31 protein-coding genes and 1 other annotated feature are annotated in these 26,442 nt (G+C 53.8%); of the genes, 12 read left to right on the top strand and 19 right to left on the bottom strand.

Annotated elements, in window-relative coordinates:
- Window positions 1-11: 11 nt before the first annotated feature.
- The 6 genes from pheS to thrS all read right to left on the bottom strand — a co-directional run bounded on the left by pheS (window position 12) and on the right by thrS (window position 4,476).
- Complete coding sequence (pheS, locus tag IM314_RS05540; protein WP_010426091.1) at window positions 12-995, bottom strand: phenylalanine--tRNA ligase subunit alpha; 984 nt, start codon at window positions 993-995, stop codon at window positions 12-14.
- A gap of 62 nt (window positions 996-1,057) precedes the next feature.
- Window positions 1,058-1,182: a sequence feature (Phe leader region), on the bottom strand.
- Window positions 1,133-1,177, bottom strand: coding sequence for a pheST operon leader peptide PheM (pheM, locus tag IM314_RS05535; RefSeq protein WP_001386830.1), 45 nt, complete (start codon window positions 1,175-1,177; stop codon window positions 1,133-1,135). (Overlaps the previous feature by 45 nt.)
- 117 nt (window positions 1,183-1,299) lie before the next feature.
- The gene (rplT, locus tag IM314_RS05530; protein WP_000124850.1) at window positions 1,300-1,656 is read right to left on the bottom strand and encodes a 50S ribosomal protein L20; all 357 of its coding nucleotides are present in this window, start codon (window positions 1,654-1,656) and stop codon (window positions 1,300-1,302) included.
- A 50-nt stretch (window positions 1,657-1,706) separates the two neighbouring features.
- Entirely contained in the window at window positions 1,707-1,904 is a 198-nt protein-coding gene (gene rpmI, locus IM314_RS05525; protein WP_003030583.1) for a 50S ribosomal protein L35, read from the bottom strand.
- A 97-nt stretch (window positions 1,905-2,001) separates the two neighbouring features.
- Window positions 2,002-2,544 carry a translation initiation factor IF-3 gene (gene infC, locus IM314_RS05520; protein WP_023616141.1) on the bottom strand — a complete coding sequence of 181 codons (543 nt, stop codon included), beginning with the start codon at window positions 2,542-2,544 and terminating at the stop codon, window positions 2,002-2,004.
- 3 nt (window positions 2,545-2,547) lie between these two features.
- A complete protein-coding gene (thrS, locus tag IM314_RS05515) occupies window positions 2,548-4,476 on the bottom strand; it encodes a threonine--tRNA ligase (RefSeq protein ID WP_028012814.1) in 1,929 nt (642 codons plus the stop codon).
- A gap of 322 nt (window positions 4,477-4,798) precedes the next feature.
- On the opposite strand from thrS, the gene yncL reads away from it, so the two are divergent.
- Window positions 4,799-4,891 (top strand): stress response membrane protein YncL, encoded by a 93-nt coding sequence (gene yncL / locus IM314_RS05510; protein ID WP_071787459.1) that lies wholly within the window; start codon window positions 4,799-4,801, stop codon window positions 4,889-4,891.
- A gap of 97 nt (window positions 4,892-4,988) precedes the next feature.
- Window positions 4,989-5,096, top strand: a complete 108-nt coding sequence (gene yniD, locus IM314_RS05505) for a small membrane protein YniD (protein WP_193358728.1) — start codon at window positions 4,989-4,991, stop codon at window positions 5,094-5,096.
- Between the two features lie 101 nt (window positions 5,097-5,197).
- Here yniD and IM314_RS05500 read toward each other — a convergent pair whose 3' ends face one another.
- The gene (locus IM314_RS05500; RefSeq protein ID WP_028012813.1) at window positions 5,198-5,956 is read right to left on the bottom strand and encodes a YdiY family protein; all 759 of its coding nucleotides are present in this window, start codon (window positions 5,954-5,956) and stop codon (window positions 5,198-5,200) included.
- 296 nt (window positions 5,957-6,252) lie between these two features.
- Here IM314_RS05500 and pfkB point away from each other — a divergent pair, with 296 nt between their 5' ends.
- The 3 genes from pfkB to IM314_RS05485 all read left to right on the top strand — a co-directional run bounded on the left by pfkB (window position 6,253) and on the right by IM314_RS05485 (window position 8,546).
- Window positions 6,253-7,185 (top strand): 6-phosphofructokinase II, encoded by a 933-nt coding sequence (gene pfkB / locus IM314_RS05495; protein ID WP_041910452.1) that lies wholly within the window; start codon window positions 6,253-6,255, stop codon window positions 7,183-7,185.
- A gap of 104 nt (window positions 7,186-7,289) precedes the next feature.
- Window positions 7,290-7,580 (top strand): type V toxin-antitoxin system endoribonuclease antitoxin GhoS, encoded by a 291-nt coding sequence (ghoS, locus tag IM314_RS05490; RefSeq protein WP_028012811.1) that lies wholly within the window; start codon window positions 7,290-7,292, stop codon window positions 7,578-7,580.
- 105 nt (window positions 7,581-7,685) lie between these two features.
- Window positions 7,686-8,546, top strand: coding sequence for a fructosamine kinase family protein (locus tag IM314_RS05485; protein WP_041910453.1), 861 nt, complete (start codon window positions 7,686-7,688; stop codon window positions 8,544-8,546).
- A gap of 36 nt (window positions 8,547-8,582) precedes the next feature.
- On the opposite strand, the gene IM314_RS05480 is transcribed toward IM314_RS05485, so the two are convergent.
- The gene (locus IM314_RS05480) at window positions 8,583-9,119 is read right to left on the bottom strand and encodes a YniB family protein (protein WP_041910454.1); all 537 of its coding nucleotides are present in this window, start codon (window positions 9,117-9,119) and stop codon (window positions 8,583-8,585) included.
- Window positions 9,120-9,266: 147 nt separating this feature from the next.
- On the opposite strand from IM314_RS05480, the gene hxpB reads away from it, so the two are divergent.
- The 4 genes from hxpB (at window position 9,267) to IM314_RS05460 (ending at window position 13,031) form a co-directional block, all read left to right on the top strand.
- Window positions 9,267-9,938 carry a hexitol phosphatase HxpB gene (hxpB, locus tag IM314_RS05475; protein WP_028012808.1) on the top strand — a complete coding sequence of 224 codons (672 nt, stop codon included), beginning with the start codon at window positions 9,267-9,269 and terminating at the stop codon, window positions 9,936-9,938.
- Between the two features lie 125 nt (window positions 9,939-10,063).
- Entirely contained in the window at window positions 10,064-10,825 is a 762-nt protein-coding gene (gene kduD / locus IM314_RS05470) for a 2-dehydro-3-deoxy-D-gluconate 5-dehydrogenase KduD (RefSeq protein ID WP_041910455.1), read from the top strand.
- A gap of 94 nt (window positions 10,826-10,919) precedes the next feature.
- Window positions 10,920-11,510 (top strand): metal-dependent hydrolase, encoded by a 591-nt coding sequence (locus IM314_RS05465; protein WP_032644865.1) that lies wholly within the window; start codon window positions 10,920-10,922, stop codon window positions 11,508-11,510.
- A gap of 129 nt (window positions 11,511-11,639) precedes the next feature.
- Window positions 11,640-13,031 (top strand): L-cystine transporter, encoded by a 1,392-nt coding sequence (locus IM314_RS05460; protein WP_193358727.1) that lies wholly within the window; start codon window positions 11,640-11,642, stop codon window positions 13,029-13,031.
- A gap of 48 nt (window positions 13,032-13,079) precedes the next feature.
- On the opposite strand, the gene cedA is transcribed toward IM314_RS05460, so the two are convergent.
- Window positions 13,080-13,355 (bottom strand): cell division activator CedA, encoded by a 276-nt coding sequence (gene cedA / locus IM314_RS05455; protein ID WP_227008575.1) that lies wholly within the window; start codon window positions 13,353-13,355, stop codon window positions 13,080-13,082.
- 167 nt (window positions 13,356-13,522) lie between these two features.
- Between cedA and katE the strand changes: the two genes are divergently transcribed.
- Window positions 13,523-15,772, top strand: coding sequence for a catalase HPII (gene katE, locus IM314_RS05450; protein ID WP_193358726.1), 2,250 nt, complete (start codon window positions 13,523-13,525; stop codon window positions 15,770-15,772).
- 123 nt (window positions 15,773-15,895) lie between these two features.
- Here the strand turns inward: katE and chbG are convergent, their stop codons facing one another.
- The 7 genes from chbG to osmE form a co-directional block, all read right to left on the bottom strand.
- The gene (chbG, locus tag IM314_RS05445; protein WP_193358725.1) at window positions 15,896-16,645 is read right to left on the bottom strand and encodes a chitin disaccharide deacetylase; all 750 of its coding nucleotides are present in this window, start codon (window positions 16,643-16,645) and stop codon (window positions 15,896-15,898) included.
- Window positions 16,646-16,656: 11 nt separating this feature from the next.
- Window positions 16,657-18,012, bottom strand: a complete 1,356-nt coding sequence (locus IM314_RS05440; RefSeq protein ID WP_028012802.1) for a 6-phospho-beta-glucosidase — start codon at window positions 18,010-18,012, stop codon at window positions 16,657-16,659.
- A 109-nt stretch (window positions 18,013-18,121) separates the two neighbouring features.
- The gene (gene chbR, locus IM314_RS05435; protein WP_028012801.1) at window positions 18,122-18,964 is read right to left on the bottom strand and encodes a transcriptional regulator ChbR; all 843 of its coding nucleotides are present in this window, start codon (window positions 18,962-18,964) and stop codon (window positions 18,122-18,124) included.
- Window positions 18,965-18,969: 5 nt separating this feature from the next.
- Window positions 18,970-19,317, bottom strand: a complete 348-nt coding sequence (gene chbA / locus IM314_RS05430) for a PTS N,N'-diacetylchitobiose transporter subunit IIA (RefSeq protein WP_028012800.1) — start codon at window positions 19,315-19,317, stop codon at window positions 18,970-18,972.
- 47 nt (window positions 19,318-19,364) lie between these two features.
- Entirely contained in the window at window positions 19,365-20,723 is a 1,359-nt protein-coding gene (gene chbC / locus IM314_RS05425; protein ID WP_028012799.1) for a PTS N,N'-diacetylchitobiose transporter subunit IIC, read from the bottom strand.
- Window positions 20,724-20,802: 79 nt separating this feature from the next.
- Window positions 20,803-21,120, bottom strand: a complete 318-nt coding sequence (gene chbB, locus IM314_RS05420; RefSeq protein WP_014883474.1) for a PTS N,N'-diacetylchitobiose transporter subunit IIB — start codon at window positions 21,118-21,120, stop codon at window positions 20,803-20,805.
- Window positions 21,121-21,402: 282 nt separating this feature from the next.
- Window positions 21,403-21,747 (bottom strand): osmotically-inducible lipoprotein OsmE, encoded by a 345-nt coding sequence (osmE, locus tag IM314_RS05415; RefSeq protein ID WP_003857836.1) that lies wholly within the window; start codon window positions 21,745-21,747, stop codon window positions 21,403-21,405.
- Window positions 21,748-21,979: 232 nt separating this feature from the next.
- On the opposite strand from osmE, the gene nadE reads away from it, so the two are divergent.
- Both nadE and cho read left to right on the top strand, forming a co-directional pair.
- Complete coding sequence (nadE, locus tag IM314_RS05410; protein ID WP_028012798.1) at window positions 21,980-22,804, top strand: ammonia-dependent NAD(+) synthetase; 825 nt, start codon at window positions 21,980-21,982, stop codon at window positions 22,802-22,804.
- 121 nt (window positions 22,805-22,925) lie between these two features.
- Window positions 22,926-23,804, top strand: coding sequence for an excinuclease Cho (gene cho, locus IM314_RS05405; protein WP_032644984.1), 879 nt, complete (start codon window positions 22,926-22,928; stop codon window positions 23,802-23,804).
- Here the strand turns inward: cho and ves are convergent.
- From ves to astE, 3 genes are all read right to left on the bottom strand, one after another.
- Window positions 23,782-24,339 carry an environmental stress-induced protein Ves gene (gene ves, locus IM314_RS05400; protein ID WP_028012796.1) on the bottom strand — a complete coding sequence of 186 codons (558 nt, stop codon included), beginning with the start codon at window positions 24,337-24,339 and terminating at the stop codon, window positions 23,782-23,784. The two genes, cho and ves, sit on opposite strands and share 23 nt — an antisense overlap.
- A gap of 297 nt (window positions 24,340-24,636) precedes the next feature.
- Window positions 24,637-25,131 (bottom strand): ATP-independent periplasmic protein-refolding chaperone Spy, encoded by a 495-nt coding sequence (gene spy / locus IM314_RS05395; RefSeq protein ID WP_028012795.1) that lies wholly within the window; start codon window positions 25,129-25,131, stop codon window positions 24,637-24,639.
- Between the two features lie 337 nt (window positions 25,132-25,468).
- Window positions 25,469-26,434, bottom strand: coding sequence for a succinylglutamate desuccinylase (gene astE / locus IM314_RS05390; protein ID WP_059355651.1), 966 nt, complete (start codon window positions 26,432-26,434; stop codon window positions 25,469-25,471).
- Window positions 26,435-26,442: the final 8 nt, after the last annotated feature.

Genomic DNA, 26,442 nt, shown 5'->3' with positions numbered 1-26,442 from the left:
CTGTCCTGCCCTTATTTAAACTGTTTGAGGAAACGCAGATCGTTTTCGAAGAATGCACGTAAGTCGGTCACGCCGTAGCGCAGCATGGTCAAACGCTCCATGCCCATGCCGAAGGCAAAGCCGGAGTATACTTCCGGATCGATACCCACGTTGCGCAGCACGTTTGGATGCACCATGCCGCAGCCCAGCACTTCCAGCCATTTGCCGTTTTTACCCATCACGTCAACTTCCGCAGACGGTTCGGTGAACGGGAAGTAGGACGGACGGAAACGAACCTGCAAATCTTCCTCAAAGAAGTTGTTCAGGAAATCGTGCAGCGTGCCCTTCAGGTTGGTGAAGCTGATGTTTTTATCAACAATCAGACCTTCCATCTGGTGGAACATTGGGGTGTGGGTCTGATCGTAGTCGTTACGATACACGCGGCCCGGCGCGATGATGCGGATTGGTGGTTCCTGATCCTTCATGGTACGGATCTGAACGCCAGAGGTCTGGGTACGCAGCAGACGCGTCGCGTCAAACCAGAAAGTGTCGTGGTCAGCGCGTGCCGGATGATGGCCAGGAATGTTCAGGGCGTCGAAGTTGTGGTAATCATCTTCGATTTCCGGGCCAGTCGCCACGGTAAAGCCGAGCTCACCGAAGAAACTTTCAATACGATCGATAGTACGAGTAACCGGATGCAGACCACCGTTTTCAATACGGCGACCCGGCAGAGAAACGTCGATGGTTTCTGCCGCAAGACGCGCGTTTAGTACCGCGCTCTCCAGCTCGGCCTTACGCGCGTTCAGCGCCTGCTGAACCTGCTCTTTGGCTTCGTTAATCACCGCACCCGCTGCCGGGCGTTCTTCTGGCGGCAGTTCACGCAGGGTTGTCATTTGAAGGGTCAGGTGCCCTTTCTTCCCAAGATATTCGACGCGGACATTGTCTAACGCGGCAACATCTGAGGCCTGATTAATGGCGGCTGTTGCACTGGCAACCAGCTCTGCGAGATGTGACATGATTTTCCTCATTATGTCGGTGCAGACACCGATTTGGTGGAGTTATTCTCTCAAATTCAGGCACAAAAAAAGCCTCCATCGGGAGGCTTATCTGGCGCTGTTTTTCGTTTCATCTTTCACGCGCTAGCCTCCTGGAGTCAGGTGCTAAAGTAAAAGAAGAAGCGGAAAATAGCAGCATTCATGCTTGCGTTACCTTGTTGGGTAAAAACCGGTAAGACCTTATTGAAAAGCCTGCACGGATAAATGTCAATCTTCTGATGGTGTTAAATGAAAAGAGGGAGCCAGGCCCCCTCTCTCAACTGGCTTATGCCAGTGCTGCTTTCGCTTTTTCGACCAGAGCGGTGAACGCTACTTTGTCGAATACTGCGATGTCAGCCAGGATCTTACGGTCGATTTCAACAGAGGCTTTTTTCAGGCCGTTGATGAATTTGCTGTAAGAAATACCGTTCTGACGTGCTGCTGCGTTGATACGCGCAATCCACAGTTGACGGAACTGACGCTTACGCTGACGACGGTCACGGTAAGCGTACTGACCTGCTTTGATAACAGCCTGGAAGGCAACGCGGTATACGCGTGAACGCGCACCGTAGTAGCCTTTAGCTTGTTTCAAAATTTTCTTGTGACGTGCACGTGCAATTACACCACGTTTTACGCGAGCCATATGTGCTCTCCTGTATCTATATTCTTAGTAAAAAATTAAACGTTAACGGCTTATGCGTACGGCAGGCACGCGATAACCAGACCCAGATCGCCTTTAGAAACAAGGCCTTTTGGACGCAGGTGACGTTTACGCTTAGTAGATTTTTTGGTCAGAATATGACGCAGGTTTGCGTGCTTACGCTTAAATCCACCACCACCGGTTTTTTTGAAGCGCTTAGCAGCACCGCGTACGGTCTTAATTTTTGGCATCTTAATAACTTCCACTTCGCATTGTTAAATAAACGAAACATAGGCGAACAAAACCTATGAAACCCGAAGGCTCCACAGATTTTGCTGCTTGAAGGCCTTACTGTTTCTTCTTAGGAGCGAGCACCATGATCATCTGGCGGCCTTCGATCTTCGTAGGGAAGGATTCGACTACTGCCAGTTCACTCAGATCGTCACGGACGCGGTTAAGCACTTCCATACCAATCTGTTGGTGGGCCATCTCACGACCGCGGAAACGCAGCGTGATCTTGGCCTTATCGCCATCTTCCAGAAAGCGAATCAGGCTGCGGAGTTTTACCTGATAATCGCCATCGTCGGTACCAGGACGGAATTTGATTTCCTTAACCTGGATAACTTTTTGCTTCTTCTTCTGTTCCTTAGAAGACTTACTCTTTTCATAAAGGAACTTGCCGTAGTCCATGATACGACAAACTGGCGGTTCGGCGTTAGGGCTGATTTCAACTAAATCTACTCCAGCTTCTTCAGCCTTTTCGATCGCTTCTCTCAGACTCACAATCCCCAGCTGCTCGCCTTCCAGACCTGTTAAGCGAACTTCCTGGGCGCGAATCTCGCCATTGATACGATTCGGACGTGCCGTTTGAACTCGTTTTCCGCCTTTAATACCTTATTCCTCCAGTTGTTGAAGACTGCGGCTGCGAATCTCTTGTTGCAGCTTCTCAATCACTTCACTTACGTCCAGGCTGCCCAGGTCTTTACCACGGCGGGTGCGAACGGCAACTTTGCCTGCTTCCACCTCTTTATCACCACAGACCAACATATACGGGACACGACGTAAAGTGTGCTCGCGGATTTTAAAGCCAATCTTCTCATTTCTCAAGTCTGCTTTTACGCGAATGCCCGCATTTTGTAGTTTCTGCGTCAATTCTTTAACGTAATCTGCCTGAGAATCGGTAATGTTCATCACCACGACCTGCACTGGCGCAAGCCAGGTTGGGAAGAAGCCCGCGAACTCTTCGGTCAGGATGCCGATGAAGCGCTCCAGAGAACCGAGAATAGCACGGTGAATCATGACCGGTACCTGACGCTCGTTGTCTTCGCCAACATAAGAGGCGCTTAAACGCTGCGGCAGGGAGAAGTCCAGCTGTACAGTACCGCACTGCCATGCGCGATCGAGGCAGTCATACAGGGTAAATTCAATTTTCGGACCGTAGAATGCGCCCTCGCCCAGCTGGTATTCGAACGGAATACCGTTCTCTTCCAGCGCTACGGCGAGATCCGCTTCTGCGCGATCCCAGGTCTCATCGCTACCGATACGTTTTTCCGGACGCGTTGAGAGTTTGACCACGATCTTCTCGAAGCCAAAGGTGCTGTACATATCGTAGACCATACGAATACAGGCGTTAACTTCATCACGAACCTGATCTTCAGTACAGAAGATATGCGCATCATCCTGCGTAAAGCCACGCACGCGCATCAGACCGTGCAGCGCACCCGATGGCTCGTTGCGATGGCAGCTACCGAACTCCGCCATACGCAGCGGCAGGTCGCGGTAGGATTTCAGACCCTGGTTGAAGATCTGAACGTGCCCCGGGCAGTTCATTGGCTTGATGCAGTATTCACGGTTCTCGGACGAGGTGGTGAACATCGCATCTTTGTAGTTGTCCCAGTGGCCGGTTTTTTCCCACAGCACACGGTCCATCATGAACGGGCCTTTCACTTCCTGATACTGGTACTCTTTCAGCTTGGAACGTACGAACGTTTCCAGTTCACGGAAGATAGTCCAGCCATCGTTATGCCAGAACACCATACCCGGCGCTTCTTCCTGCATGTGGTACAGGTCAAGCTGCTTACCGATTTTACGGTGGTCACGCTTCGCGGCCTCTTCCAGGCGCTGCAGGTACGCGTTCAGGGCTTTCTTATCCGCCCACGCGGTACCATAGATACGCTGCAACATCTTGTTGTTGCTGTCGCCACGCCAGTAGGCGCCAGCGATCTTCATCAGTTTGAAATGATGACAGAAGCGCATGTTCGGCACGTGCGGTCCACGGCACATGTCGACGTATTCTTCGTGATGGTACAAGCCAGGCTTGTCATCATGAGCAATGTTTTCATCGAGAATAGAGACTTTATAGCTCTCGCCACGCTTGACGAAGGTTTCACGCGCTTCGTGCCAGCTGACTTTCTTCTTGATGACGTCATAGTTGGTCTCGGCGAGCTCGTGCATACGTTTTTCGAGCGCGTCGATATCTTCCTGGGTCAGGGTGTGGTCAAGATCAACGTCGTAGTAGAAACCGTTGTCGATAACCGGACCGATCGCCATTTTGGTGTTTGGCCACAGCTGCTTGATAGCATGACCCAACAGGTGTGCGCAGGAGTGACGAATGATCTCCAGACCTTCTTCGTCTTTCGCGGTGATGATTGCAAGCGTCGCATCGTTTTCAATCAGATCGGACGCATCAACCAGCTCACCGTTCACACGGCCGGCGATGGTCGCTTTCGCGAGGCCAGGACCGATGTCCAGGGCGACATCCATAGGGCTAACAGCGTGGTCGAAATGGCGTTGGCTGCCATCAGGAAGAGTAATTACAGGCATTTTATATCCTTATTTGCAGTGATGCCCCACACATAAGAGCATATACAAAGAAAATAATCGTGATTTGACAATAGATTACGACACCATCTGACCAACAATCGTCAAATTGGTTCGTCATCATGCACCTGCCGAATTCAGATTAATGCGGATTTACGGCAAGCGACGTAATGTTAACACTATCAGCAAGGAGATTGCACCCTCTGCAGCCAGAATGATGGGCTGGCACGTAGCGTAAATTTGCAGATTGCATCTCTCCGGCGCTCGCATTTCAGACATGCTGGGCTACTCTTGAACATGCCTTTTATATCAACAGGTGCATACCATGAATGTATCCAGTAGAACGGTTGTGATTTTGAACATCCTTTCCGCAACAGGTCTAGTGTTGATCCTCGCCGAACGATTCCACTGGTTCTGAGCCGACCCCTTGTTGGCATAACTCGATCGCTCCCGGGAAGGCGCATCTTTTGGCCCCGTTTGATAGACTATGCGTATCAACGAACAAGGATTAGGTTATGCCAACAAAACGATTTGCCGTAAAACACTGGAAAATGGTGCTGGTGCTGGTTGCCATCTGCGGTGCAATGCTGTTATTACGGTGGGCGGCAATGATTTGGGGCTAAGTACAAATAAAAATAAATGCCGTTGCGCGTGATGAGAATTTATTGGCGCGGGTTAACCATAATAATGAAAACGGGCCGACACTTTCATCGGCCCGCTATGATTACATTTTATAGCCCAGCGAAATCGTGGTTCTGCGATCGGTATGATCCGGTGCCGTTTCTGGCGGTGAAGAGTTCCAGGTCACGTTGTAGGCCAATTTCAAACCGAAGTGTTCATTGATAGCCACGTTCAAAGCGCTTTCGGAGTTCAGCGTCGTATCCTCGGCACCAAACACAGAAACACCCTGCGTAAATTTGGTGTTGTCGGTCATCTGCCAGGCATACGTGCCGGAAGCATAGCCCAGCGGCTGGGTTTCATTTTCGCCATTGGTGTACTCGTCATAGCGGACACCAGGACCGAATTCGAAACGGAGGCTGTGTACCGGACCATTCAGGAACTGACGACCATAACCGGCGGTGAACACATCGCGCTGGCGATAGCCGTTGAAGCGGTCGGTTAACCAACTTGCCTGACCAAAGATGTAGTCATAGTCGGTCATGTTGTAACGGCTACGTCCACCGACCGCGTATTTCTCGGATGAGCGTTCATCGTTAGCGGACGTGTTGCTGGCATTCCCCCACAGCGACCATGCAGTGGTATTGCCGTACCAGGTCAGGGTGCTGTCCGCCGTCAGAGAAGAGCTTTTCGTATTACCCGATTGCGCGAGATACCCGGCGTTCAGGTTACCTTCAAACGGTTTTTTGGCAGTGGAGGGATCGTCCATGACAGTAAAAACGGTGTCATCGGCGGCTGCATTCAGTGATGCAAAAACGCCACCCGCCAGCATCAGTGCTGCGGGTACTGTCTTCAAAAGCTTCATTTTATTTAAGGAGTCCGTACAACAAAAAAAGAGACCACCACGGTCTCGGAAACTTTCTTGAGGATCAATGACAAGGCGTCCAGAGAAAGGTAACAAATTATAAAAAGGCGCAAATAACATAGCAATATTTTCTTATTTCATTTTTTGAATAAGAACGATCTCAAAACGCATTTTATTTTATATATCCCTCATCGCATTTATGTCAGCATTCATTTTTAAAATCATACTGTTATTTACATTGCCTTCCTGTCGATCGGTGCCAGGCTTAAAAGAACCCATGCTAAAAGGAGGTTATGATGGCTTCTATTTATACGCTGACGCTCTCCCCTTCCCTCGACTCCGCGACCATAACGCCGCAGATTTACCCGGAAGGTAAACTACGCTGTAGCGCACCCGTATTTGAGCCGGGCGGTGGCGGGATTAACGTTGCGCGCGCGATTACCCACCTCGGCGGTAAAGCGACTGCCATATTTCCGGCCGGTGGTGCCACGGGGGAGCATCTTGTTGCCTTGCTGGCCGATGAACAGGTTGCCGTGGATACCGTTGACGCCAAAGACTGGACCCGGCAGAACCTGCATGTCCACGTTGAGTCCAGCGGGGAACAGTATCGTTTCGTTATGCCAGGCGCCAGGCTGAGCGATGATGAGTTTCGTCAGCTGGAAGAAAAGGTGCTAACCATTGAAAGCGGCTCGCTGCTGGTCATCAGCGGTAGCCTGCCGCCAGGTGTCAAAACAGAAAAGCTGACAGCACTGGTTGATGCCGTACTTCAGCGCGGAATTCGCTGCATTGTCGACAGTTCAGGCGAAGCCCTGCAGGCGGCATTAGAACCCGGACAGCTTGAGCTGGTTAAGCCTAACCAGAAAGAGCTGAGTGCGCTTGTTAATCGCGAACTTAGCCAGCCGGATGACGTGCGTACTGCCGCAGAAGAACTGGTTCGCAGCGGCAAAGCGCACCGCGTTGTCGTCTCTCTCGGTCCTCAGGGTGCGCTGGCCGTCGACAAGACGGGCTTTGTGCAGGTTGTTCCGCCCCCAATGAAGAGCCAGAGCACCGTCGGCGCAGGCGACAGTATGGTCGGCGCGATGGCGCTGAAGCTGGCGCAGGGCGCATCACTTCTGGAGATGACGCGCTATGGCGTCGCGGCGGGGAGTGCCGCCACCATCAATCAGGGAACGCGCCTGTGTTCGCTTGCCGATACGCAGAAAATCGTCGATTACCTGTCACGAAGCTAACCGATATATCCCCCTCCTGGCGGAGGGGGAATATCTGTGGAAGTCGCCAAATATGGCGTATCGACTATGCTAAAAAAACTTTCAGGATAACAACGAGGTGAATTATGAGCAGTGGTGATATCACCCGCTACGTCGTGACCATCAGCCTTCATGAAGCATCGCTGACCGAGCTTAACGAGCTCAACAATGCCTTTACACGGGCGAATTTCCTGCTCACGCTAACGGATGACGAAGGTCATATTCATGATTTAGGCACCCTGGCGTTTGGCCTGATCGCAGCCCTGAGTGAAGAAGAGGTGCATGCGCTGGCCGCCAGCCTGGTGGAAAGCGTGACCGACAAGCCTGCCGACATCACCGTGGAGACGTGGGAACGCTGGCAGAAAAAAGAACAATAAGTGCCCTGCATGAAATTAATCCGCTCAGGTGTGCGTTAGTTCGTATTTTTTTACCGCAGTTATGCGCTAACTTTATGATCTGGCAGACAACATGGGAGAGTCAACATGTGGCAGGCAATCAGTCATCTTTTACATGAGCAATTGGGTGAAGGTGAAATTGAACTGCGTAACGAGCTGCCGGGCGGGGAAATTCACGCCGCGTGGCATTTACGCTACGCAGGACGCGATTTGTTCGTTAAATGCGACGAGCGAGAGCTGCTCCCGATTTTTACCGCTGAAGCCGATCAGCTTGAACTGTTGTCCCGTAGTAAAACGGTGACGGTACCAGAGGTGCTGGCCGTGGGCAGTGACCGGGACTACAGCTTTCTGGTGATGGACTATCTCCCTGCCCGCCCGTTGGACGCCCATAATGCCTTTATTCTCGGGCAACAGTTAGCGCGCCTGCACCAGTGGAGCGACCAGCCCCAGTTTGGTCTCGACTTCGACAACGACCTTTCCACCACGCCGCAGCCCAATGCCTGGCAGCGCCGCTGGTCGACGTTCTTTGCCGAGCAGCGCATCGGATGGCAGCTTGAACTGGCCGCAGAGAAAGGGCTGGAATTTGGCAACATTGATGCCATCGTCGAGCATGTGCAACAGCGCCTGGCCTCCCACCAGCCTCAGGCGTCTTTGCTGCACGGTGATTTATGGTCCGATAACTGCGCGCTGGGCCCCAACGGCCCGTATATCTTCGACCCGGCCTGCTACTGGGGCGACAGAGAGTGCGATTTGGCCATGTTGCCCCTGCATCCTGAACAACCGCCGCAAATATACGATGGCTATCAGTCTGTCTCCCCCCTGCCGCCGGACTTCCTTGAGCGCCAGCCCGTGTATCAGCTCTATACGCTGATGAACCGAGCCATTCTTTTTGGCGGGCAACATCTGGTCAACGCCCAGCGCGCGCTTGAACGCGTGCTTGCGGCTTAAAGACAAAACGGGTGGCCTTGCCGCCACCCTAATTCGTTACAGAAAACCGAGCAGTGAGAAGAAGAAATATCCCGCCACGATGATGATAACCGGCAGGATATAGAGCGGGAAAATTTGCAGGAAAATGGTGTGACGAGGCACCACAATGCGGGATTCAATCTGCTCCCGGCTCATTCCTTCAGAACCTTTCGCCTTCTCAAGGATAAGCTGATCTTCCACCCCTTCGCGTAAAAAACGGGTCTGGCGACTCATTCGTGCGCCCGATGCCTGCAGCGCCATCGCAATAAAAATCAGCGCATAGATAATCCAGAACCCAACATTCAGCTGCTGGTGAAAGTCCGGCGTTGGCGAGTTGAACCAGAAGACGTTCAGGAACGGGGTGTTAAACCGCACCATCTCAATCATGACATGCGCAAAATCAAGCATTACCGCATTAATGCCCGGCTGTTTTTCGCTGTGATCGTACATAAACTTCAGCACGGATATCAGCGTAGAAATGACGGCGGGAATAAAAATCACCCAGCCTGCAATACGTTTTAAGACAGCAATGCGTCCAGCTTGTTGATACGTCATCAGTTCCTCTTCATAAAGACGCGTGATTTGAGCCTAAGTCTACCTGCTGGACATCAATTTCGCCCGCTCTTTAAAAGCAATATGCTAAATTGCAGACTGTGCTTAGCACTTATCGTCTGTCGAACACCTGGATAAGGAGACGTTGTGATGTCGACACCGCGCCAGATACTTGCCGCTATTTTTGACATGGATGGATTACTGATTGATTCCGAGCCGTTGTGGGATCGCGCCGAGCTGGACGTGATGGCCAGCCTGGGCGTTGATATCAGTCGCCGTAATGAACTTCCCGACACGCTGGGCCTGCGTATTGATATGGTCGTTGACCTGTGGTACGCCCAACAGCCGTGGGTTGGGCCCGATCGCGACGAAGTCACCTCGCGTATTATCAGCCGCGCCATCGCGCTGGTGGAGGAGAACAAGCCGCTCTTGCCGGGCGTACATGAGGCTGTCGCGCTGTGCAAATCTCAGGGGCTGAAGGTTGGCCTGGCTTCCGCTTCACCGCTGCATATGCTGGAAAAAGTGCTGATCATGTTTGAGCTGCGCGACAGTTTTGACGCCCTGGCGTCTGCGGAAAAACTGCCCTACAGCAAGCCGCATCCGCAGGTCTATATGGACTGCGCCGCGAAGCTGGGTCTTGATCCGCTTACCTGCGTCGCGCTGGAAGATTCAGTAAACGGCATGGTGGCCTCCAAAGCCGCGCGTATGCGCTCCATTGTGGTTCCCGATGAAGAAAATCGCCACGATCCGCGGTATGCTCTTGCCGACGTTAAGCTGAATTCGCTGGCTGAACTGACGGTACAACACCTGCGCGGCGAATAGCCCCTCCTACAGGCAGCGTCATGCTGCCTGATAAAAACAAAACACAGTTTCATTTTGTTTGCTTTTCTCATCCCTGCCTCCTATCTTTAACGTCAACACGACGATAACCAGCTTCTGAGGCGCGTATGATACTGGACACCTTTACTCTTTCAGGCAAAGTAGCCCTCATCACCGGGTGCGATACCGGGCTGGGGCAAGGCATGGCTATTGCGCTGGCGCAGGCAGGTTGCGATATCGTTGGGGTAAATCGCAAAGCTCCAGAGAAAACGGCCAGCGCCGTCACCGCCCTGGGAAGACGTTTTGTGGCTATTCGGGCCGATCTGAGCCAGCAGGAAAATCTTCAGTACGTCGTGGACACCGCCGTGGCGGAGATGGGACGAATTGATATTCTGGTGAACAATGCCGGGACGATTCGCCGGGAGGAGGCTCTGACTTTCAGCGAAAAAGATTGGGATGACGTTATGAACCTGAATCTCAAGTCGCTCTTTTTCCTCTCTCAAGCGGTCGCTAAGCGATTTATCACCCAGGGCCAGGGCGGCAAAATTATCAATATCGCCTCTATGCTCTCCTTTCAGGGCGGCATTCGCGTGCCGTCGTATACCGCCTCGAAAAGCGGCGTGCTGGGGATCACGCGCCTGCTGGCAAATGAGTGGGCGCTACATGGCATCAACGTGAATGCCATCGCGCCGGGCTACATGGCGACGAACAACACGCAGCAGCTTCGCGATAACGAACAGCGTAACGCGGAGATCCTTGACCGCATCCCGGCGGGTCGATGGGGAGTACCGGATGACCTTCAGGGGCCGGTCGTCTTTTTAGCCTCCCCCGCATCAGATTACGTGAATGGTCACACCTTAGCCGTTGACGGCGGCTGGCTGGCGCGCTGAGGCGCGTTTGTGACAAACAGTTACACCGTCACCTCTTTCGCCCACTGTATAAAAACCCTATACTGTATAAATTGACAGTTTCGTGGGTTTTATCATGACGGCGGAAGGCCACCTGCTTTTTTCAATTGCGTGCGCAGTATTTGCCAAAAACGCAGAACTTACTCCCGTGCTTGCACAGGGAGACTGGTGGCATATTGTCCCTTCCGCCGTTTTAACCTGTCTGCTGCCCGATATTGACCACCCAAAATCCTTCCTCGGACAGCGCCTGAAGTGGGTGTCGAAGCCCATCGCCCGCGCGTTCGGCCACCGCGGGTTTACCCACAGCCTGCTGGCCGTTTTTGGCCTGCTCACGCTTTTCTATTTAAAAGTCCCTGAAAGCTGGATTGTGCCGGGCGATGCCATTCAGGGCATGGTGCTGGGTTATTTAAGCCATATCCTCGCCGATATGCTGACACCCGCGGGCGTGCCGCTGCTGTGGCCCTGCCGCTGGCGTTTCCGTTTTCCAATCCTTGCGCCGCAGAAAGGGAATCAGCTTGAACGCGTGCTGTGCATGGCGCTGTTCGCCTACGCCGTCTGGATGCCGCAAACCTTGCCCGAAAACAGTGCAGTGCGCTGGTCTTCCCAGATGATCAATTCGCTGCAATTTCAGTTCAATCGTTTTATTCATCACCAGATTGAACAGTAAACCAACAAAATCATTCCATTTGTCATAAACCATTCCATTTGGATATAAGCGCCACATCACACTTCTGCTAACCTTCCGCCAACAGGATCGGGAAAAACCGATCCCACATAATAAATCAGGAGAACGGGGATGAATTTTCCACTCATCGCGAACATAGTCGTGTTCGTCGTATTACTATTGCTTCTCGCGCAGGCGCGCCACAAACAGTGGAGCCTGGCGAAAAAAGTACTGGTCGGTCTGGTCATGGGTGTGGCGTTTGGTCTGTCCTTACACGCCGTCTACGGCTCCGATAGTCCGGTACTGAAAGAGTCCATTCAGTGGTTCAACATTGTCGGTAACGGCTACGTCCAACTGCTGCAGATGATCGTTATGCCGCTGGTGTTCGCCTCTATTCTGAGCGCCGTAGCCCGTCTGCACAACGCAACTCAGCTGGGTAAAATCAGCTTTCTGACCATTGGTACGCTGCTCTTTACCACGTTGATTGCCGCGCTGGTGGGGGTGCTGGTTACCAACCTGTTTGGCCTGACGGCCGAAGGTCTGGTTCAGGGTACCGCTGAAACGGCACGTCTGACCGCAATTCAAACCAACTACGTGGGTAAAGTGGCTGATCTGACGGTTCCGCAGATGGTCCTCTCCTTCATTCCGAAGAACCCGTTTGCTGACCTGACCGGTGCAAGCCCAACCTCTATCATCAGCGTGGTGATCTTCGCGGCGTTCCTGGGCGTGGCTGCGCTTAAGCTGCTGAAAGACGACGCGCCGAAAGGCGAACGCGTGCTGACGGCGATTGATACCCTGCAAAGCTGGGTGATGAAGCTGGTCCGTCTGGTCATGCAGCTGACGCCATACGGTGTTCTGGCATTGATGACCAAAGTGGTAGCCGGCTCTAACCTGCAGGACATCATTAAGCTGGGCAGCTTCGTTGTCGCCTCTTATCTGGGCCTGGGCATTATGTTCGTGGTGCACGGTATCCTGCTGGGCGTGAACGGCGTCAGCCCGCTGAAATACTTCCGCAAAGTATGGCCGGTACTGACCTTTGCCTTCACCAGCCGTTCCAGCGCAGCATCTATTCCGCTGAACGTTGAAGCACAGACCCGTCGTCTGGGCGTACCGGAATCTATCGCCAGCTTCTCTGCCTCCTTTGGTGCTACCATCGGTCAGAACGGCTGTGCGGGGCTCTACCCGGCGATGCTGGCAGTGATGGTTGCCCCAACCGTGGGTATCAACCCGCTGGATCCGGTCTGGATCGCCACGCTGGTCGGGATTGTTACCATCAGCTCCGCCGGCGTTGCAGGTGTCGGCGGCGGTGCAACCTTCGCCGCGCTGATTGTGCTGCCCGCGCTGGGCCTGCCCGTCACGCTGGTCGCTCTGCTGATCTCCGTTGAACCGCTGATCGACATGGGCCGTACCGCGCTGAACGTGAGCGGCTCCATGACTGCCGGTACGCTGACCAGCCAGTGGCTGAAGCAGACCGACAAAGCCATTCTGGAAAGTGAAGACGACGCCGAGCTGGCGCACCGTTAATCTCGATAGAAATAAAAAAACCGCCTGATGGCGGTTTTTTTATGGCTGTTATTCTTCAACCTCTTCATCCTGGCGGATTTGCGTCGCCCATCGCTGGGCTGACTCCGGCACGGAAAACGCCGGCGACCGGCGGAAATGTTCCCCCATCAGGACAAAAGCCACATATTTACCGCGAAGCAGCCAGACATCACGAAAACCATCCACTTTCAGGGCATGGTCAGGCGGCGCGGGCTCAACGCGGGGCACATAGCTAATAACCTGGCGGTTTTGTTGACGAAGAGGTTTCATAAGCGACGGATTCACTAAAGCAAATTCTTGATGCAGGAAAATTCTATGATAGCCGATCCTGCCGCCTTACGTCGCGCTCCGAGTGGGTGAGATGGCTCCTTTCGTTAATAACGTCATGTGAAAACTCTTAGTTAGCGAGCTATCTCACGACATTGTTCTATCCTTAATAGGGTTTTTAGCAATGGATAAAGGAGAAGCGTGCAATGTCGAACAAAGATAAATCACATCAATCACCGATTCATGGCACTGAAGAATCTCAACCGGGTATGGACTCTCTCGCCCCTGCTGACGGCTCTCACCGCCCCTCGCCGGGCCCATCAGCCCCTGGCGAACAACCAACCGCGCCGGGAAGCATGAAATCACCGGACACCGGAAACGAGAAGCTGAAATCGCTTGAGCCACACCGTAAAGGCGGCGAAGGTTTTGCACTCACCACCAATCAGGGCGTGCGCATTGCTGACGATCAAAACTCCCTTCGCGCAGGCGCGCGCGGGCCGACCCTGCTGGAAGATTTCATCCTGCGGGAAAAAATTACCCATTTTGACCACGAGCGAATTCCGGAACGCATCGTTCACGCGCGCGGTTCTGCGGCGCACGGCTACTTCCAGCCCTATAAAAGCCTGAAAGCGATCACCAAAGCGGATTTCCTCTCCGACCCGGATAAAATCACGCCGGTCTTTGTGCGTTTCTCCACCGTGCAGGGTGGCGCAGGTTCGGCAGATACGGTGCGTGATATCCGCGGCTTTGCCACCAAGTTTTATACCGAAGAGGGTATTTTCGATCTGGTGGGCAATAACACCCCGGTGTTTTTCATTCAGGATGCGCATAAATTTCCTGACTTTGTCCATGCGGTAAAACCGGAGCCCCACTGGGCCATACCCCAGGGACAAAGTGCGCACGATACCTTCTGGGACTATGTCTCCCTGCAGCCTGAAACCTTACACAACGTGATGTGGGCGATGTCCGACCGTGGGATCCCGCGCAACTATCGCACGATGGAAGGGTTCGGTATTCACACCTTCCGCATGATCAACGCGGAAGGAAAAGCCACGTTTGTGCGCTTCCACTGGAAGCCGGTAGCGGGCAAAGCCTCGCTGGTATGGGATGAGGCGCAGAAGCTCACCGGGCGCGATCCGGACTTCCATCGCCGCGAACTGTGGGAATCCATTGAAGCGGGTGACTTCCCGGAATATGAACTGGGCTTACAGCTGATCCCGGAAGAAGACGAGTTTAAGTTCGATTTCGACCTGCTTGACCCGACAAAACTCATCCCTGAGGAGCTGGTGCCCGTTCAGCTGGTGGGCAAAATGGTGCTTAACCGCAACCCGGATAATTTCTTTGCCGAAAACGAGCAGGCCGCGTTCCATCCGGGCCACATCGTCCCCGGACTGGATTTCACCAACGATCCGCTCTTACAGGGACGCCTGTTCTCGTATACCGATACGCAGATTAGCCGTCTTGGCGGGCCGAACTTCCACGAGATCCCGATTAACCGCCCAACCTGCCCGTACCATAACTTCCAGCGCGACGGGATGCACCGTCAGGATATTGATACCAACCCGGCAAACTATGAGCCGAACTCCATCAACGACAACTGGCCGCGAGAAACCCCGCCGGGGCCGAAACGCGGCGGATTCGAATCGTACCAGGAGCGTATCGACGGCAACAAAATTCGCGAGCGCAGCCCCTCGTTCGGTGAGTATTACGCCCACCCTCGCCTGTTCTGGAACAGCCAGACGCCGATTGAGCAACAGCACATCATCGGCGGCTTTAGCTTCGAACTGAGCAAAGTGGTGCGCACCTACATCCGCGAGCGCGTGGTCGATCAGCTGGCGCACATTGATATTCAGCTTGCCCAGAGCGTGGCGGATAACCTTGGTATCACGCTAACGGACGAACAGCGCAACCTTGCGCCACCGAAAGAGGTTAACGGCGTGAAGAAAGATCCATCGCTGAGCCTGTATGCGGTGCCTGGAGGCTCGATTAAAGGCCGCGTGGTCGCCATCCTGCTGAACGACAAAACTCGCGCCAGCGACGTGCTGGGGATTATGCAGGCGCTAAAAACGCAGGGCGTACACGCCAAACTGCTCTATTCCCGCATGGGTGAAGTGACCGCCGATGACGGCTCCGTGCTGCCGGTGGCGGCGACCTTTGCCGGCGCGCCGTCGCTGACCGTCGATGCGGTGATTGTGCCGTGCGGAGATATTGCCAGCCTGCTCAACAACGGTGATGCCATCTATTATCTGCTGGAAGCTTATAAGCACCTGAAGCCCATTGCGCTATCCGGCGACGCACGACAGTTTAAAGCACAGCTGAAGGTGGCCGATCAGGGTGAGGACGGCATTGTCGAGGGCGATAACGTTGACGATGCCTTTATGACGAAGCTGTTTGATTTGCTCGCCGCGCACCGCGTCTGGTCGCGCAGCAGTAAGATCGATCAGATTCCGGCGTAAAAACCATTCCCGGTTGTGCGGCCTGATGCCCTCACCCCGCCCCTCTCCCACGGGAGAGGGAGAAAACAATAAAAACGGTAACCCAGGTTACCGTTTTGCTTTTACCTCGCCACCCGGCACTTCTTACAGATCCCCAAACGTCCCCAACCGATACCCACGCTCGGCAATGGCGTATTTCAGCGACGGCGACGTCAGGACATCCAGCTCCGCCAGGCGCGGCCAGCAGTAGGCGCTCTTACGCACGGTGTTATCGACAAAGGCAGGATGCGCCATAACCTCCAGCGACCGTTCCCCCCGCGCGGCGGAATCCTCCAGCACCTTCAGGAACAGCGCTTCGTCGATCTCGTCACCGTAAAAGGCACTGCTGAACCCCTCTGTTGTTGTCACGGCAAAATCCGGCACGCCCTGCGCCTCTCGATCCACGCGCATCGCCACGCCTTTGCGTTGGGCAAACGCCGCAACAATCGGGAAAATCGCCGGGATCATGTGCACATGATGGTGGCTGTCGATATGCGTCGGCGCCTTGCCAAAAAGATCAACAAAGCGGTTGTACTGGCAGTCCAGCTCACGGGCAATCTCCTCGAGCGGCAGAGCGTCCTGCTCCGCCAGCGCCCAAATCCATTTGCCCAGCAGACCGTCACGCGTCAGGCCCGGCATAGGCGAAAGCGGCATCCCGAGCGTCAGCACAAAATGCATGCCGACACCCAGCTCTGGCACCTCGCGGCTCAGCTGCGCCGCGTGTTCAACCGCTTCACCGTTCACCAGTGCCGTTGTAGAGGTCACTACCCCGCGGCGACAGGCTTCAATAATGCCGTAGTTCTGGCCTTTCGAAAGGCCAAAGTCATCAGCATTAACGATCAGCAGGTTTTCCATTGTGCGTCCTCTCAGTGTTGTTTGAACTTCAGCTTCTCAATCGTGGCGGCAAAGTTCGGCAACCATTTTTCATGCGCCAGGATCATCTCGCTGGCCAGCTGCTCCGCATCGCGGTCGGAATGCACCAGCGGGCTGAGGTTCAGCGCCAGAAGCACGTCATTGAGTTCACCGCTCAGCGCCGCGTTGCTCGCCGCCACTTCAAAGCCTTTGATGGTGTGGATCAAGCCCATAACTTTGTCGTCGAAGTGGGTGATACGTGGATGCGGTTTAGCCCCCTCGCGCCCCAGAATGCAGGTCATCTCGACGGCCCAGTCCGCCGGGATATTGTCGATATGGCCGTGATGCGGCACGTTAACATAGTGCTCCGCCTGCTTGTCGTTGTAGATGGCGTTGATCACCTCACACGCTGCATCGGAGTAATAGGCCCCACCGCGCTGCTCAAGCGCTTTCGGTTTGACGTTCAGGTTCGGATCTTTATATAAATCGAACAGCTGCTTCTCAACTTTCTGAACGATTTGCGCACGCGCGCCGCCCTTATAGTACTCGCCCATTTCGATAGCCAGCATCTCTTTCTGCTTGAAGTAGTAAAGCAGGTATGAGCACGGCAGCAGATTCAGCGAGCGGATCAGCCCTTCGCTGAACGGCAGGTCAAAGATGTTCTTCACGGAGGCCGCGGTCAGGCGACCGGAAGCCACGCCGTCGAGCAGTTCGGCAAAGCGCGATTTTCCGTTCACGATGACGTCTTTAATGAACACCATGTGGTTCAGGCCGAACAGATCGATTGAGAGATCGTCACTGTCGGTCAGCTCCAGCACGTCGCGGATAAACATCTTCATGCCGATCGGGATATTACAGACGCCGATAAAGCGTTTGAAATTGGTATGACGATATACCGCCTCGGTCACCATTCCGGCCGGGTTAGTGAAGTTAATCACCCACGCGTTCGGGCAGATCTCTTGCACATCTTTGACGATGTCGAAAATCACCGGAATGGTACGCAGGCCTTTGAACAGGCCGCCCGCGCCGTTGGTCTCCTGCCCCAGGTAGCCGTGGCTCAGCGGAATACGCTCGTCCAGCTCGCGCGCTTTTAGCTGGCCGACGCGCAGCTGAGTGGTAACGAAATCCGCATCTTTCAGCGCCAGGCGACGATCGAGGGATTTATGCACGGTCATAGGCACGCCCGCTTTCTCAACCATGCGCTTGCACAGGTCGAAAATAATATCCAGCTTCTCCTGACCTTCCTCAACGTCCACCAGCCATAATTCGCTGACCGGTAATTCATGATAACGTTTCAGAAAACCTTCGAGTAATTCCGGGGTATAGCTGCTGCCGCCACCAATGGTTACGACTTTTAATTTCTTTTGCATAATATCTCCCTTAGCGTATCAGGTTAATCGCCTGCAAGGTATAGCGTACTCTTCCCGCTATTTGGGCAAGCCATTAAAGCAATATTTATGGCGGGTAATCCGCCGAAAGTTAATTAATTACCGTTAAATTCTTCCGGTAGCTGTTCGGTGTGAATGAGGTCAACTTCTTAAAAGTTTTAATAAACAGGCTGGGACTGCTATATCCTGACTCATAGGCAATATCGGTGACAGAATAGTTGGTAATCTCCAGCTGTTTTTTGGCAAAATTAATGCGGATTTCATTAATTATTTGCACCGGCGTTTTACGATAATAACGCTGCGTCGCGCGGGTCAGATATTCCTGGGATTTCCCCGAGAGGGATACCATATTTTCCAGCGCATTTTCGCTGAACTGGCCTTTATCGTGCATCAGTTCCACGGTGCTGCGCAGCCACTGTGGAACGTCATCCGTCACCTGCTGCTCTTCACGGTGATGCCGCAACCGGTTCATCACGTAGAAGGTCACCGTTTCAATAAATTCATCAAACTCATTGTCGCGGAAGTTAAGCGAGGCGATGACCGTTTCAATCCAGGTCATGAACTCGTTTTTCACACGATATACCTGGGACGCCACAAAGCAGAACGGCACCAGCGGCAGATAGTGCTTCTCAAAGAAGCGTCTGCTGACGCCCACGTTCAGAATGCGGGTCGCGCCAAATTCGTAAAAGCTCTGGTGATAGGAACCCATCGGCAGGAAGACAAAATCCCCTCGCTCCAGCAGGACGCGCTTACCGTTGATCTCCTGGTAGTAGCGGCCGGTCAGAACAATCGTGAACTCATAGTAGTCATGCTGGTGCAGACCGCTGGCGCTCTCCGTCTTGTTGTAGATAACCACGTGAAAATTTTTGCCATTAAACAGTTGCTGTTCAAATGCGGTTTTGATTTCCATCGTGCTGACCTCCTGCTGCTCAATCCGACCTAGTGCATTTTCTCGTGAAGCTCAATCAACTCCGCCACCAGCTCACGCGCCAGCATGGACGTCATCAGGTGATCCTGAGCGTGTACCAGCACCAGGCTGACCTTCATCTTCCCTTCGCCCTGGTCGCTTTCAATCAGCTTTGTCTGCACCAGGTGCGCTTCGTTCAGCGCCGTGCGGGACTGCTCCATCATGGTTTTCGCGGCAGCGAAATCGCCCTGCTTGGCCTGCTTCAGTGCGGCATACGCCAGGCTGCGCGCCTGCCCGGAGTTGATGATGAGGCCCATCACCACTTCTTCGAGATCGTTCTCTGCGGCTTCGTCTGCGACGATACTATCCAAATCTAACATTTTTTAGCTCCTTGTGGCTGGCGCGGGCTTCCCCGCGCCGGTCAATATTAGAATTTCAGTGAGAGGGCAATTTCCTCTTCGCTCTCTTCTTCATCAATGATGGTGGCAGCTTTGTTCGCAATCGCCACGAACGGCATGTACAGCAGGGTGGCAATCCCGAGGTTGAATATCGCCAGCAGGAAGGCCGCGACGCTACCGTTGGTGTTAAAGAAGGCACCCAGACCTGCCGGCATGGTCCACGGAGCAATGTTGGTGATCGGTGGAATAATACCCATGTAGTAGGCCGTCAGGGTGATCGCTGCCAGCAGCGGCTGCACCAGGATGAACGGGATAAACATTACCGGGTTCATGATGATTGGCAGACCGAACAGAATCGGCTCGTTAATCTGGAAGATGCCTGATGGCAGGGCCAGTTTCGCCACCTGACGATAGTCAGCGCGACGAGAGACAATAAAGACCGCGATGATCAGACCCAGGGTCGCCCCGGTACCACCCAGGAAGATATAGGAGTCAAGCATCGGCTTCGCCCACACATGGAAGGTTTTACCTGCCGCCAGCGCCGCGTCAACGGAGCCGTACTGCTGGTAAAGCGCAACGTTTTCCAGTGCCCATGGGGTCATAATTCCGCTGTCCAGCGCGGCCAGTGCCAGTGAACCATGCACGCCGAAGAACCACAGCAGAGAGGTGAAAATCACATACGCCCAACCGACCACGCCACCCATCGACGCCAGCGGCGTAGAGATAGAGTCCATGATGATCTGGTGGAAGTTCGTGCCCCAGTGAGAGAGCGCCCAGGCGATAATCCCCATGATGGAGAGGATAATGAAGCCTGGGATCAACGCGGAAAATGAACGAGAAACGGAGGCTGGCACGCTATCCGGCAGGCGGATAACCCAGTTGCGACGGATAATAAAGGTGAACATTTCTGCCACCACCAGGCCGATAACAATACCGGAGATGATGTTGGCTCCGCCCAGCCAGTTTGCGCCAACGGCGTAGGCTTCACCCACGCTGTAAGGCGTGACGGTCATAAACGCGGCAACGGATAATAATCCGGCGGCCAGCGGATCCACTTTCCGCTCTTCAGCCAGCGCCATCCCAATAAAGAAAGGCGCCATCAGCGACATAATACCCAACGTACCGTTATATACGTTGCCGCCGATGGCTTTAAAACCATTAAGGGTTTCAATAGTGGAAGCGTCTAACCGAATTCCTAATGAATAAAAGAAGGAACCTTCACCAAAGCTCAGAAAAACGTTGTTAATTAAAACGAACATGGCCCCGGCCAGCGTCAACGGCATTAATTTAATAAAACCGTTTTTGATGGCATTAACGTGAGGCTGCTTTCCTATTTTAACAGCAAAAGGAAGGAGTACCTTTTCAAGTGAAGCGATGACTTTACTCATAGGAAATACCCTTAAATGCCGTAACGCATGTTACGGCGTAATTGTGTGTGAAATAACTCTTTGACGGGAAAAATAAAAATTAATTAGCAGCTTTTTTAATGGCTGCCACAGCAGCTTTAAGTACACCTAAACCATCGATCTTGCCGTACAGCCCCGAGTCGATCACTTCGACCGGTTTATTCGGTAGCAGTCGTTGAATTTCGGGCAACATATAGGCAATTTGCGGCCCCAGTAACACCACATCGGCTTTCTGGCCTTTTTCGCCCGCCAGCGTTTCCGGAAACGCTTCAATCACCACAGGAACTTCATACTTTTCAGCCTGCGCGCGCATCTTTGACACCAGAAGCGAGGTTGACATGCCCGCAGAGCAGAACAGGTAGATATGTTTCTTTTCCATCATAATTTCCCTCTTGTATGACTACCTGCCGTCGCGCTATCACTCGACTCGCTGTCCCGGCAGACAGGTAGCTTGCGTACTGTTGTTTATCGTTGAAGTGAGTATACGCAATGGTACTAGAGGGGAGATAATTCTGGATAGGCCAAAATTGTCTCTCATTGACCTGGCTTGTTGACTACCTTCACATTTCAGGCAAATAATTCGCGCAAAGAAATAAGATTAACGTATGAATAAAAAAACCGGCCCAGAGGCCGGTTTGATAACATCTTCAGGCAAGCAGGGTTACTGCGCCTTAGGTGCCTGCGGATCGGTGTCGTATTCAGCACAGGTCTGATAGCCGGAGTTAATCACATGTCCGGTATCATCCAGCGCGACGAAGTAGGTTTCTGCCTTACCATCACGTTGACCCAGGATATAAGTCTGACACGTACCGCGCGCGTGAATCATGGTCACTTCAGAAGAAGGCTTGCCGGCGATCGCAGCCACCTGCGAACGTGTCATCCCTTTTTTAACGTCTTTAACCACGGGCTGGGTAAACTGATCCTTGGTGCGATCGTAAGCTGTACACCCTGCCAGCATCGTCAGTACCGCCGCTGCGCTAAGAATTCCTGCTACGTTCTTGTTCATATTCCGTCCTCTTGTTTATCAGCGTGTTATCTAAGCATGGGATAAAAAGTACTATTGTTCAACTTTGTGATTTACGCCAGACGAATTTCGGAAAATTCTAATAAAACAACGATAAGCTGCTAAATCGCCGCAAATTAACGCACTCGAAACTGTGATCCTTGTCGTTTTCCGCCCAAAGGGTTAGTTTTAACAGTTAACACATTCTGTTTATGTTCTGCATACGGAGGGCATGATGGCTCTGCAACAAGAGATTATTCAGGCGCTGGGCGCTAAGCCTGCGATAGATGCACAGGAAGAGATCCGCCGCAGCGTGGATTTTTTAAAGTCGTACTTAAAAAAGAACGCTTTCCTGAAATCCCTGGTGCTGGGCATCAGCGGCGGGCAGGACTCTACCCTGACGGGTAAACTCTGCCAGATGGCGATTTCAGAGCTTCGTGAAGAGACGGGCGACGAAGCGCTGCAGTTTATCGCCGTGCGTCTGCCTTACGGGGTTCAGGCGGACGAACAGGATTGCCAGGACGCCATCGCGTTCATCCAGCCCGATCGCGTGCTTACCGTCAATATCAAAGCCTCGGTGCTGGCAAGCGAGCAGGCGCTGCGCGAAGCGGGCATTGAATTGAGTGATTTTGTGCGCGGCAACGAGAAAGCGCGCGAGCGCATGAAAGCGCAGTACAGCATCGCCGGGATGACCAAAGGCGTTGTGGTAGGCACCGACCATGCGGCAGAAGCGATCACCGGTTTCTTCACCAAATACGGCGATGGCGGCACCGACATCAACCCGATTTTCCGTCTCAACAAGCGTCAGGGCAAGCAGCTGCTCGCCGCGCTGGGCTGCCCTGAGCACCTGTACAAGAAAGCGCCAACAGCGGATCTGGAAGACGATCGCCCTTCCCTGCCGGATGAAGCGGCCCTTGGCGTTACTTATGACAACATTGATGATTATCTGGAAGGCAAAACGCTGGATGAAGGTACCGCGAAAATTATCGAGGGCTGGTACCTGAAAACCGAGCACAAGCGCCACACGCCAATTACGGTGTTTGACGATTTCTGGAAATAAACGCAAAACGTTAATCTTTGCTCCCTCTCCCCTTTAGGGAGAGGGCATCAGGCCACCCGGCTCTTTTTTAACCACAGCACACCTGCTACACTGTATACCTGAACAGTATATGGAGCAGTATGTGAGCAGGCGTCAATCAGCCCCGCGTCTTGAGTTTGAAGCGGCGGCTATCTATGAATATCCCGAACATCTTCGCCCCTGGCTTGAGGCGCTGCCCAAACAGCCGGGCGTGTACATCTTTCACGGTGAAAGCGAGACCCTGCCGCTCTACATCGGCAAAAGCGTTAACATTCGCAGCCGGGTGTTATCCCACCTGCGCACCCCGGACGAGGCCGCCATGCTGCGCCAGTCGCGACGCATTACCTGGTTCCAGACGGCGGGAGAAATGGGCGCGCTGTTGCTGGAAGCCCGGCTGATAAAGGAGCAGCAGCCGCTCTTCAATAAGCGCCTGCGCCGCAACCGCCAGCTCTGCTCCCTGCAGATCGCCGACGGCAAGCCGCAGGTCGTCTACGCCCGCGAGGTCGATTTCTCCCACGCCCCGAATCTCTTCGGGCTGTTCGCAAACAAGCGTGCCGCCCTACAGTCTCTGCAGGCGCTCGCGGACGAGCTGCAGCTTTGCTATAGCCTTTTAGGGCTAGAGGGCACCACGCGGGGCCGCGCCTGTTTCCGCTCCGCTCTGAAGCGCTGCGCGGGAGCCTGCTGCGGAAAAGAGAGCGTTGAGGCGCATCACGCCCGGCTCCTCGCGGGACTGGCCGGGATCAGCGTCAACTGCTGGCCGTGGGACGGCGCCGTTGCGCTAAAAGAAGTGGGTGAAACCATGACGCAGTATCACATCGTCAATAACTGGCTCTGGCTGGGGGCTGTCGATGATTTAAGCGACGCAGCAACCCTGCTGCGCACCCCCGCTGGATTCGACCACGACGGCTACAAAATCCTCTGCAAGCCCGTATTAGCGGGCAAGTTCGAGATCATCGCACTCAGTGACCCGGCAGCCAGTTAATTTCACTGAACAGCAGGGTGCCCTGAGACTCCAGCAGACGCAGAGTATGGGTCCCCTCCTGCCAGCTGGCGCCCTGATCGGCCGTGAGCAATTTATCACCCAATTGCCACGCCCCGCTTAATACAAACACCACGCCCCCGCGCGAGCCAAAGGTGGTAAAAGTACGATCGGCAACCCGCACCTTCGCCTGACAGCAGTCGCGCCGGGTCATGATGTTGAAATCCATCGCCATCCTGCCATCGGAAAGCAGCGCCTTCACCGGCAAATCGCCGGCAAAACTGTAAGGCTGATGCTGTTTAAGGGTATGGCAGAACGCCTGACCGGCATCCAGCATCACCTCCCCGCCTTCCAGCAGGGTAATGACCCGGTCGACACCGGGAAACGAGGAGAATTCGCCGTTGCTGGCGATGGTCGCGATACTGGCACGCCAGAAAAAATCGCGCGTCGCGGGAGGGATACAGCAAATTTCTCGCGTTTCGCCAGCACCATTGCGCCAGAGGCTGACCGGCATCTTACGAATATCAAAGAACTCCATCACCACTCCTGAATGGCACAACCCGTGCCAGGGCAAGGATATCGCTACCCCTGCAGTCTTGTTTGTTATCGTTAGGTATTCACAGACACAGTATCGGCAGCAGAGCGGGCAGGCCTTAGCGGAACGTTAATAAAAATGCTAACGCCATGACTCTACAGACATTCTCTGAAGCGACTACAGGAGAATACCGCGCTGGCGGCGGCAGGCAAGAGGGCAGAATAGAAAAACCGCCGGTCCTGTCCACAGCGATTTCGCTTTTGTGGACAGGATCCCGGCGGTCTTAAGAGAGTGAACCGATTATTCGGTTGGTGCTGGCATTTTACCTTCCATCGCCGGACGTTCTGTCAGACGCTTCTCAAAATTGGCATTAAACTGTTTTTTCTGTTCCGGGGTCAGAATGTTGTAGATCTTGTTCTGGGTTTCCATGTGGGCCAGCATGCGGGCTTTGTGCTGCTCGGCCATTTTGTCGATCTGCGCTTCGGCTTTCGCCTTATCGAAGCTGTCGCTGGCAATGATGTCATGCATTGCGCGGCGCTCTTCCAGCGGAGGACGCTTCATCTGGTCACGCTGGCTTTTCATGATGTCGCGGATCTGCTGCTTCTGCGCGTCCGTCAGGTTCAAATCTTTGAACATCATCATCTCGTGGTGCATACCCGGCTTGCCTTTATGATGCATCATCATTTTGCCTTCAGCTGGCGCGGCGGTGGTGGTTGCGGTATCTGCGGCGAACGCCATGCTGGTAGCGCCCAGAGCCAGGGTAGAAGCAACAAACAGTGCAGTAAACTTACGCATAATTTATTTCCTTTCTTTCAGTTATTCTTCGGCGCTATGCCGTGTTGACGAGATTAACTTTACGGGGTTTATCGTCAATTAATCAGAGCAACGGTAAAACAATGAAAGTGTAAAAAACATTTTTTCGCCAAATGTGGAGGAAATAAGGATAAAGCGTGGAGAGTTGCAACAAGAAATATTCAATATGATGATTTTAAAGCTATTTAGCAGAAGTATAACGAAGTGACGGTGAATAATAAAGCAATTCACCAGGAATATTCCGTAAAAGAAATCAGAGCGCTTTAATCGCTAAGAAAACATTTTTACTTCCCCTCCCGGATGGTGAGAGGGGAAAGGTTCAGGTGAGTTTTTCCAGCATCAGACCAGCCCGCAGGCCAAACGCCACGGAGGGGTTGGGAAACAGCACATATTCGGTGGTTTTCTGCACCTCGTAACGCTCTTCGCCATCTTCCGCCAGCAGAGCCCCTTTGCGAAACGGCGTGAAGTTCAGAGTGTGCGCGGCCATGTGAAGCTGGAAAGCCTCGCTGCGGCGGGTGATCTGCTGAACGACCCGGTACCGCTCAACGGGCTGATGTGCGTGCTCGGTAGCCGTCCCACCGAGCAGCGCCCGAAGCGCGAGCTCCGTAGGCGCAAAGCGCGTGAGATCGTTCTGTCCGAACGGTAGCGCTTTTCCCAGCTCCAGCGTACAGGACAGCGCGCCAAACCGTTCGCAAGTGAAGTGAGTAAAGGTCCCGCCCGGCGACTGATGAAACACCAGCGCCTCCAGCCCGGCATCCCCCAGCCAGCTCAGAAACGCTTCATCCCACGGCTGATTGCGCTGCGGCAGAACGCCGAATCTGACATGGTAAGAGGCGCGGATCGCCGTATGCAGATCCAGATGCCAGCGCGCCGGTCCCGCCGCGGCAAAAAACGTTGTCACGACGTTCTCCAGCCACTGCGCGCGCGCCGTTTCGTCACTCTGCGGAAACTGCGACCAGCGACCGCCGAACATGCGGTTAATGTCGCTAACCAGGTACCGTTTGTTTTGCGCCAGCGCAGGCGGATTGCCAAGCACCACCAGCACGCGGCACGCAAGGGCGAGCTCGCCGCGATACAGCGCGCGCAGCAGCCCATCAACGATCTCAACGGGTGCAGTTTCATTCCCGTGGATCCCCGTGGAAAGCAGCAGCGATAACGCGCTGCCGGCCTTCGGCGTCAGCTCAAGCACCCCGCGCCCCAGCCACCGCCAGCGGAATGAGGGGCCCTCCCCCTCACTCTGGTCCGGCGTTTCATCGGCCAGGGTCAGCGCCAGTAAATTTTCCATATCCACTC

The sequence above is a fragment of the Enterobacter cloacae complex sp. P42RS genome (genome assembly GCF_014930595.1).
In the GTDB taxonomy this organism is placed as follows: domain Bacteria; phylum Pseudomonadota; class Gammaproteobacteria; order Enterobacterales; family Enterobacteriaceae; genus Enterobacter; species Enterobacter bugandensis.
Note: the sequence above shows the minus strand (reverse complement) of the source record. Positions and strands in the feature narration are given on the sequence as shown.

Bases quoted from the DNA above. Each gene is read 5' to 3' on its own strand.
- pheS (WP_010426091.1), bottom strand. From the start codon at position 995: ATGTCACATCTCGCAGAGCTGGTTGCCAGTGCAACAGCCGCCATTAAT.
- rplT (WP_000124850.1), bottom strand. From the start codon at position 1,656: ATGGCTCGCGTAAAACGTGGTGTAATTGCACGTGCACGTCACAAGAAA.
- rpmI (WP_003030583.1), bottom strand. From the start codon at position 1,904: ATGCCAAAAATTAAGACCGTACGCGGTGCTGCTAAGCGCTTCAAAAAA.
- thrS (WP_028012814.1), bottom strand. From the start codon at position 4,476: ATGCCTGTAATTACTCTTCCTGATGGCAGCCAACGCCATTTCGACCAC.
- yncL (WP_071787459.1), top strand. From the start codon at position 4,799: ATGAATGTATCCAGTAGAACGGTTGTGATTTTGAACATCCTTTCCGCA.
- yniD (WP_193358728.1), top strand. From the start codon at position 4,989: ATGCCAACAAAACGATTTGCCGTAAAACACTGGAAAATGGTGCTGGTG.
- IM314_RS05500 (WP_028012813.1), bottom strand. From the start codon at position 5,956: ATGAAGCTTTTGAAGACAGTACCCGCAGCACTGATGCTGGCGGGTGGC.
- pfkB (WP_041910452.1), top strand. From the start codon at position 6,253: ATGGCTTCTATTTATACGCTGACGCTCTCCCCTTCCCTCGACTCCGCG.
- ghoS (WP_028012811.1), top strand. From the start codon at position 7,290: ATGAGCAGTGGTGATATCACCCGCTACGTCGTGACCATCAGCCTTCAT.
- IM314_RS05485 (WP_041910453.1), top strand. From the start codon at position 7,686: ATGTGGCAGGCAATCAGTCATCTTTTACATGAGCAATTGGGTGAAGGT.
- IM314_RS05480 (WP_041910454.1), bottom strand. From the start codon at position 9,119: ATGACGTATCAACAAGCTGGACGCATTGCTGTCTTAAAACGTATTGCA.
- hxpB (WP_028012808.1), top strand. From the start codon at position 9,267: ATGTCGACACCGCGCCAGATACTTGCCGCTATTTTTGACATGGATGGA.
- kduD (WP_041910455.1), top strand. From the start codon at position 10,064: ATGATACTGGACACCTTTACTCTTTCAGGCAAAGTAGCCCTCATCACC.
- IM314_RS05465 (WP_032644865.1), top strand. From the start codon at position 10,920: ATGACGGCGGAAGGCCACCTGCTTTTTTCAATTGCGTGCGCAGTATTT.
- IM314_RS05460 (WP_193358727.1), top strand. From the start codon at position 11,640: ATGAATTTTCCACTCATCGCGAACATAGTCGTGTTCGTCGTATTACTA.
- katE (WP_193358726.1), top strand. From the start codon at position 13,523: ATGTCGAACAAAGATAAATCACATCAATCACCGATTCATGGCACTGAA.
- chbG (WP_193358725.1), bottom strand. From the start codon at position 16,645: ATGGAAAACCTGCTGATCGTTAATGCTGATGACTTTGGCCTTTCGAAA.
- IM314_RS05440 (WP_028012802.1), bottom strand. From the start codon at position 18,012: ATGCAAAAGAAATTAAAAGTCGTAACCATTGGTGGCGGCAGCAGCTAT.
- chbA (WP_028012800.1), bottom strand. From the start codon at position 19,317: ATGTTAGATTTGGATAGTATCGTCGCAGACGAAGCCGCAGAGAACGAT.
- chbC (WP_028012799.1), bottom strand. From the start codon at position 20,723: ATGAGTAAAGTCATCGCTTCACTTGAAAAGGTACTCCTTCCTTTTGCT.
- chbB (WP_014883474.1), bottom strand. From the start codon at position 21,120: ATGGAAAAGAAACATATCTACCTGTTCTGCTCTGCGGGCATGTCAACC.
- osmE (WP_003857836.1), bottom strand. From the start codon at position 21,747: ATGAACAAGAACGTAGCAGGAATTCTTAGCGCAGCGGCGGTACTGACG.
- nadE (WP_028012798.1), top strand. From the start codon at position 21,980: ATGGCTCTGCAACAAGAGATTATTCAGGCGCTGGGCGCTAAGCCTGCG.
- ves (WP_028012796.1), bottom strand. From the start codon at position 24,339: ATGGAGTTCTTTGATATTCGTAAGATGCCGGTCAGCCTCTGGCGCAAT.
- spy (WP_028012795.1), bottom strand. From the start codon at position 25,131: ATGCGTAAGTTTACTGCACTGTTTGTTGCTTCTACCCTGGCTCTGGGC.
- astE (WP_059355651.1), bottom strand. From the start codon at position 26,434: ATGGAAAATTTACTGGCGCTGACCCTGGCCGATGAAACGCCGGACCAG.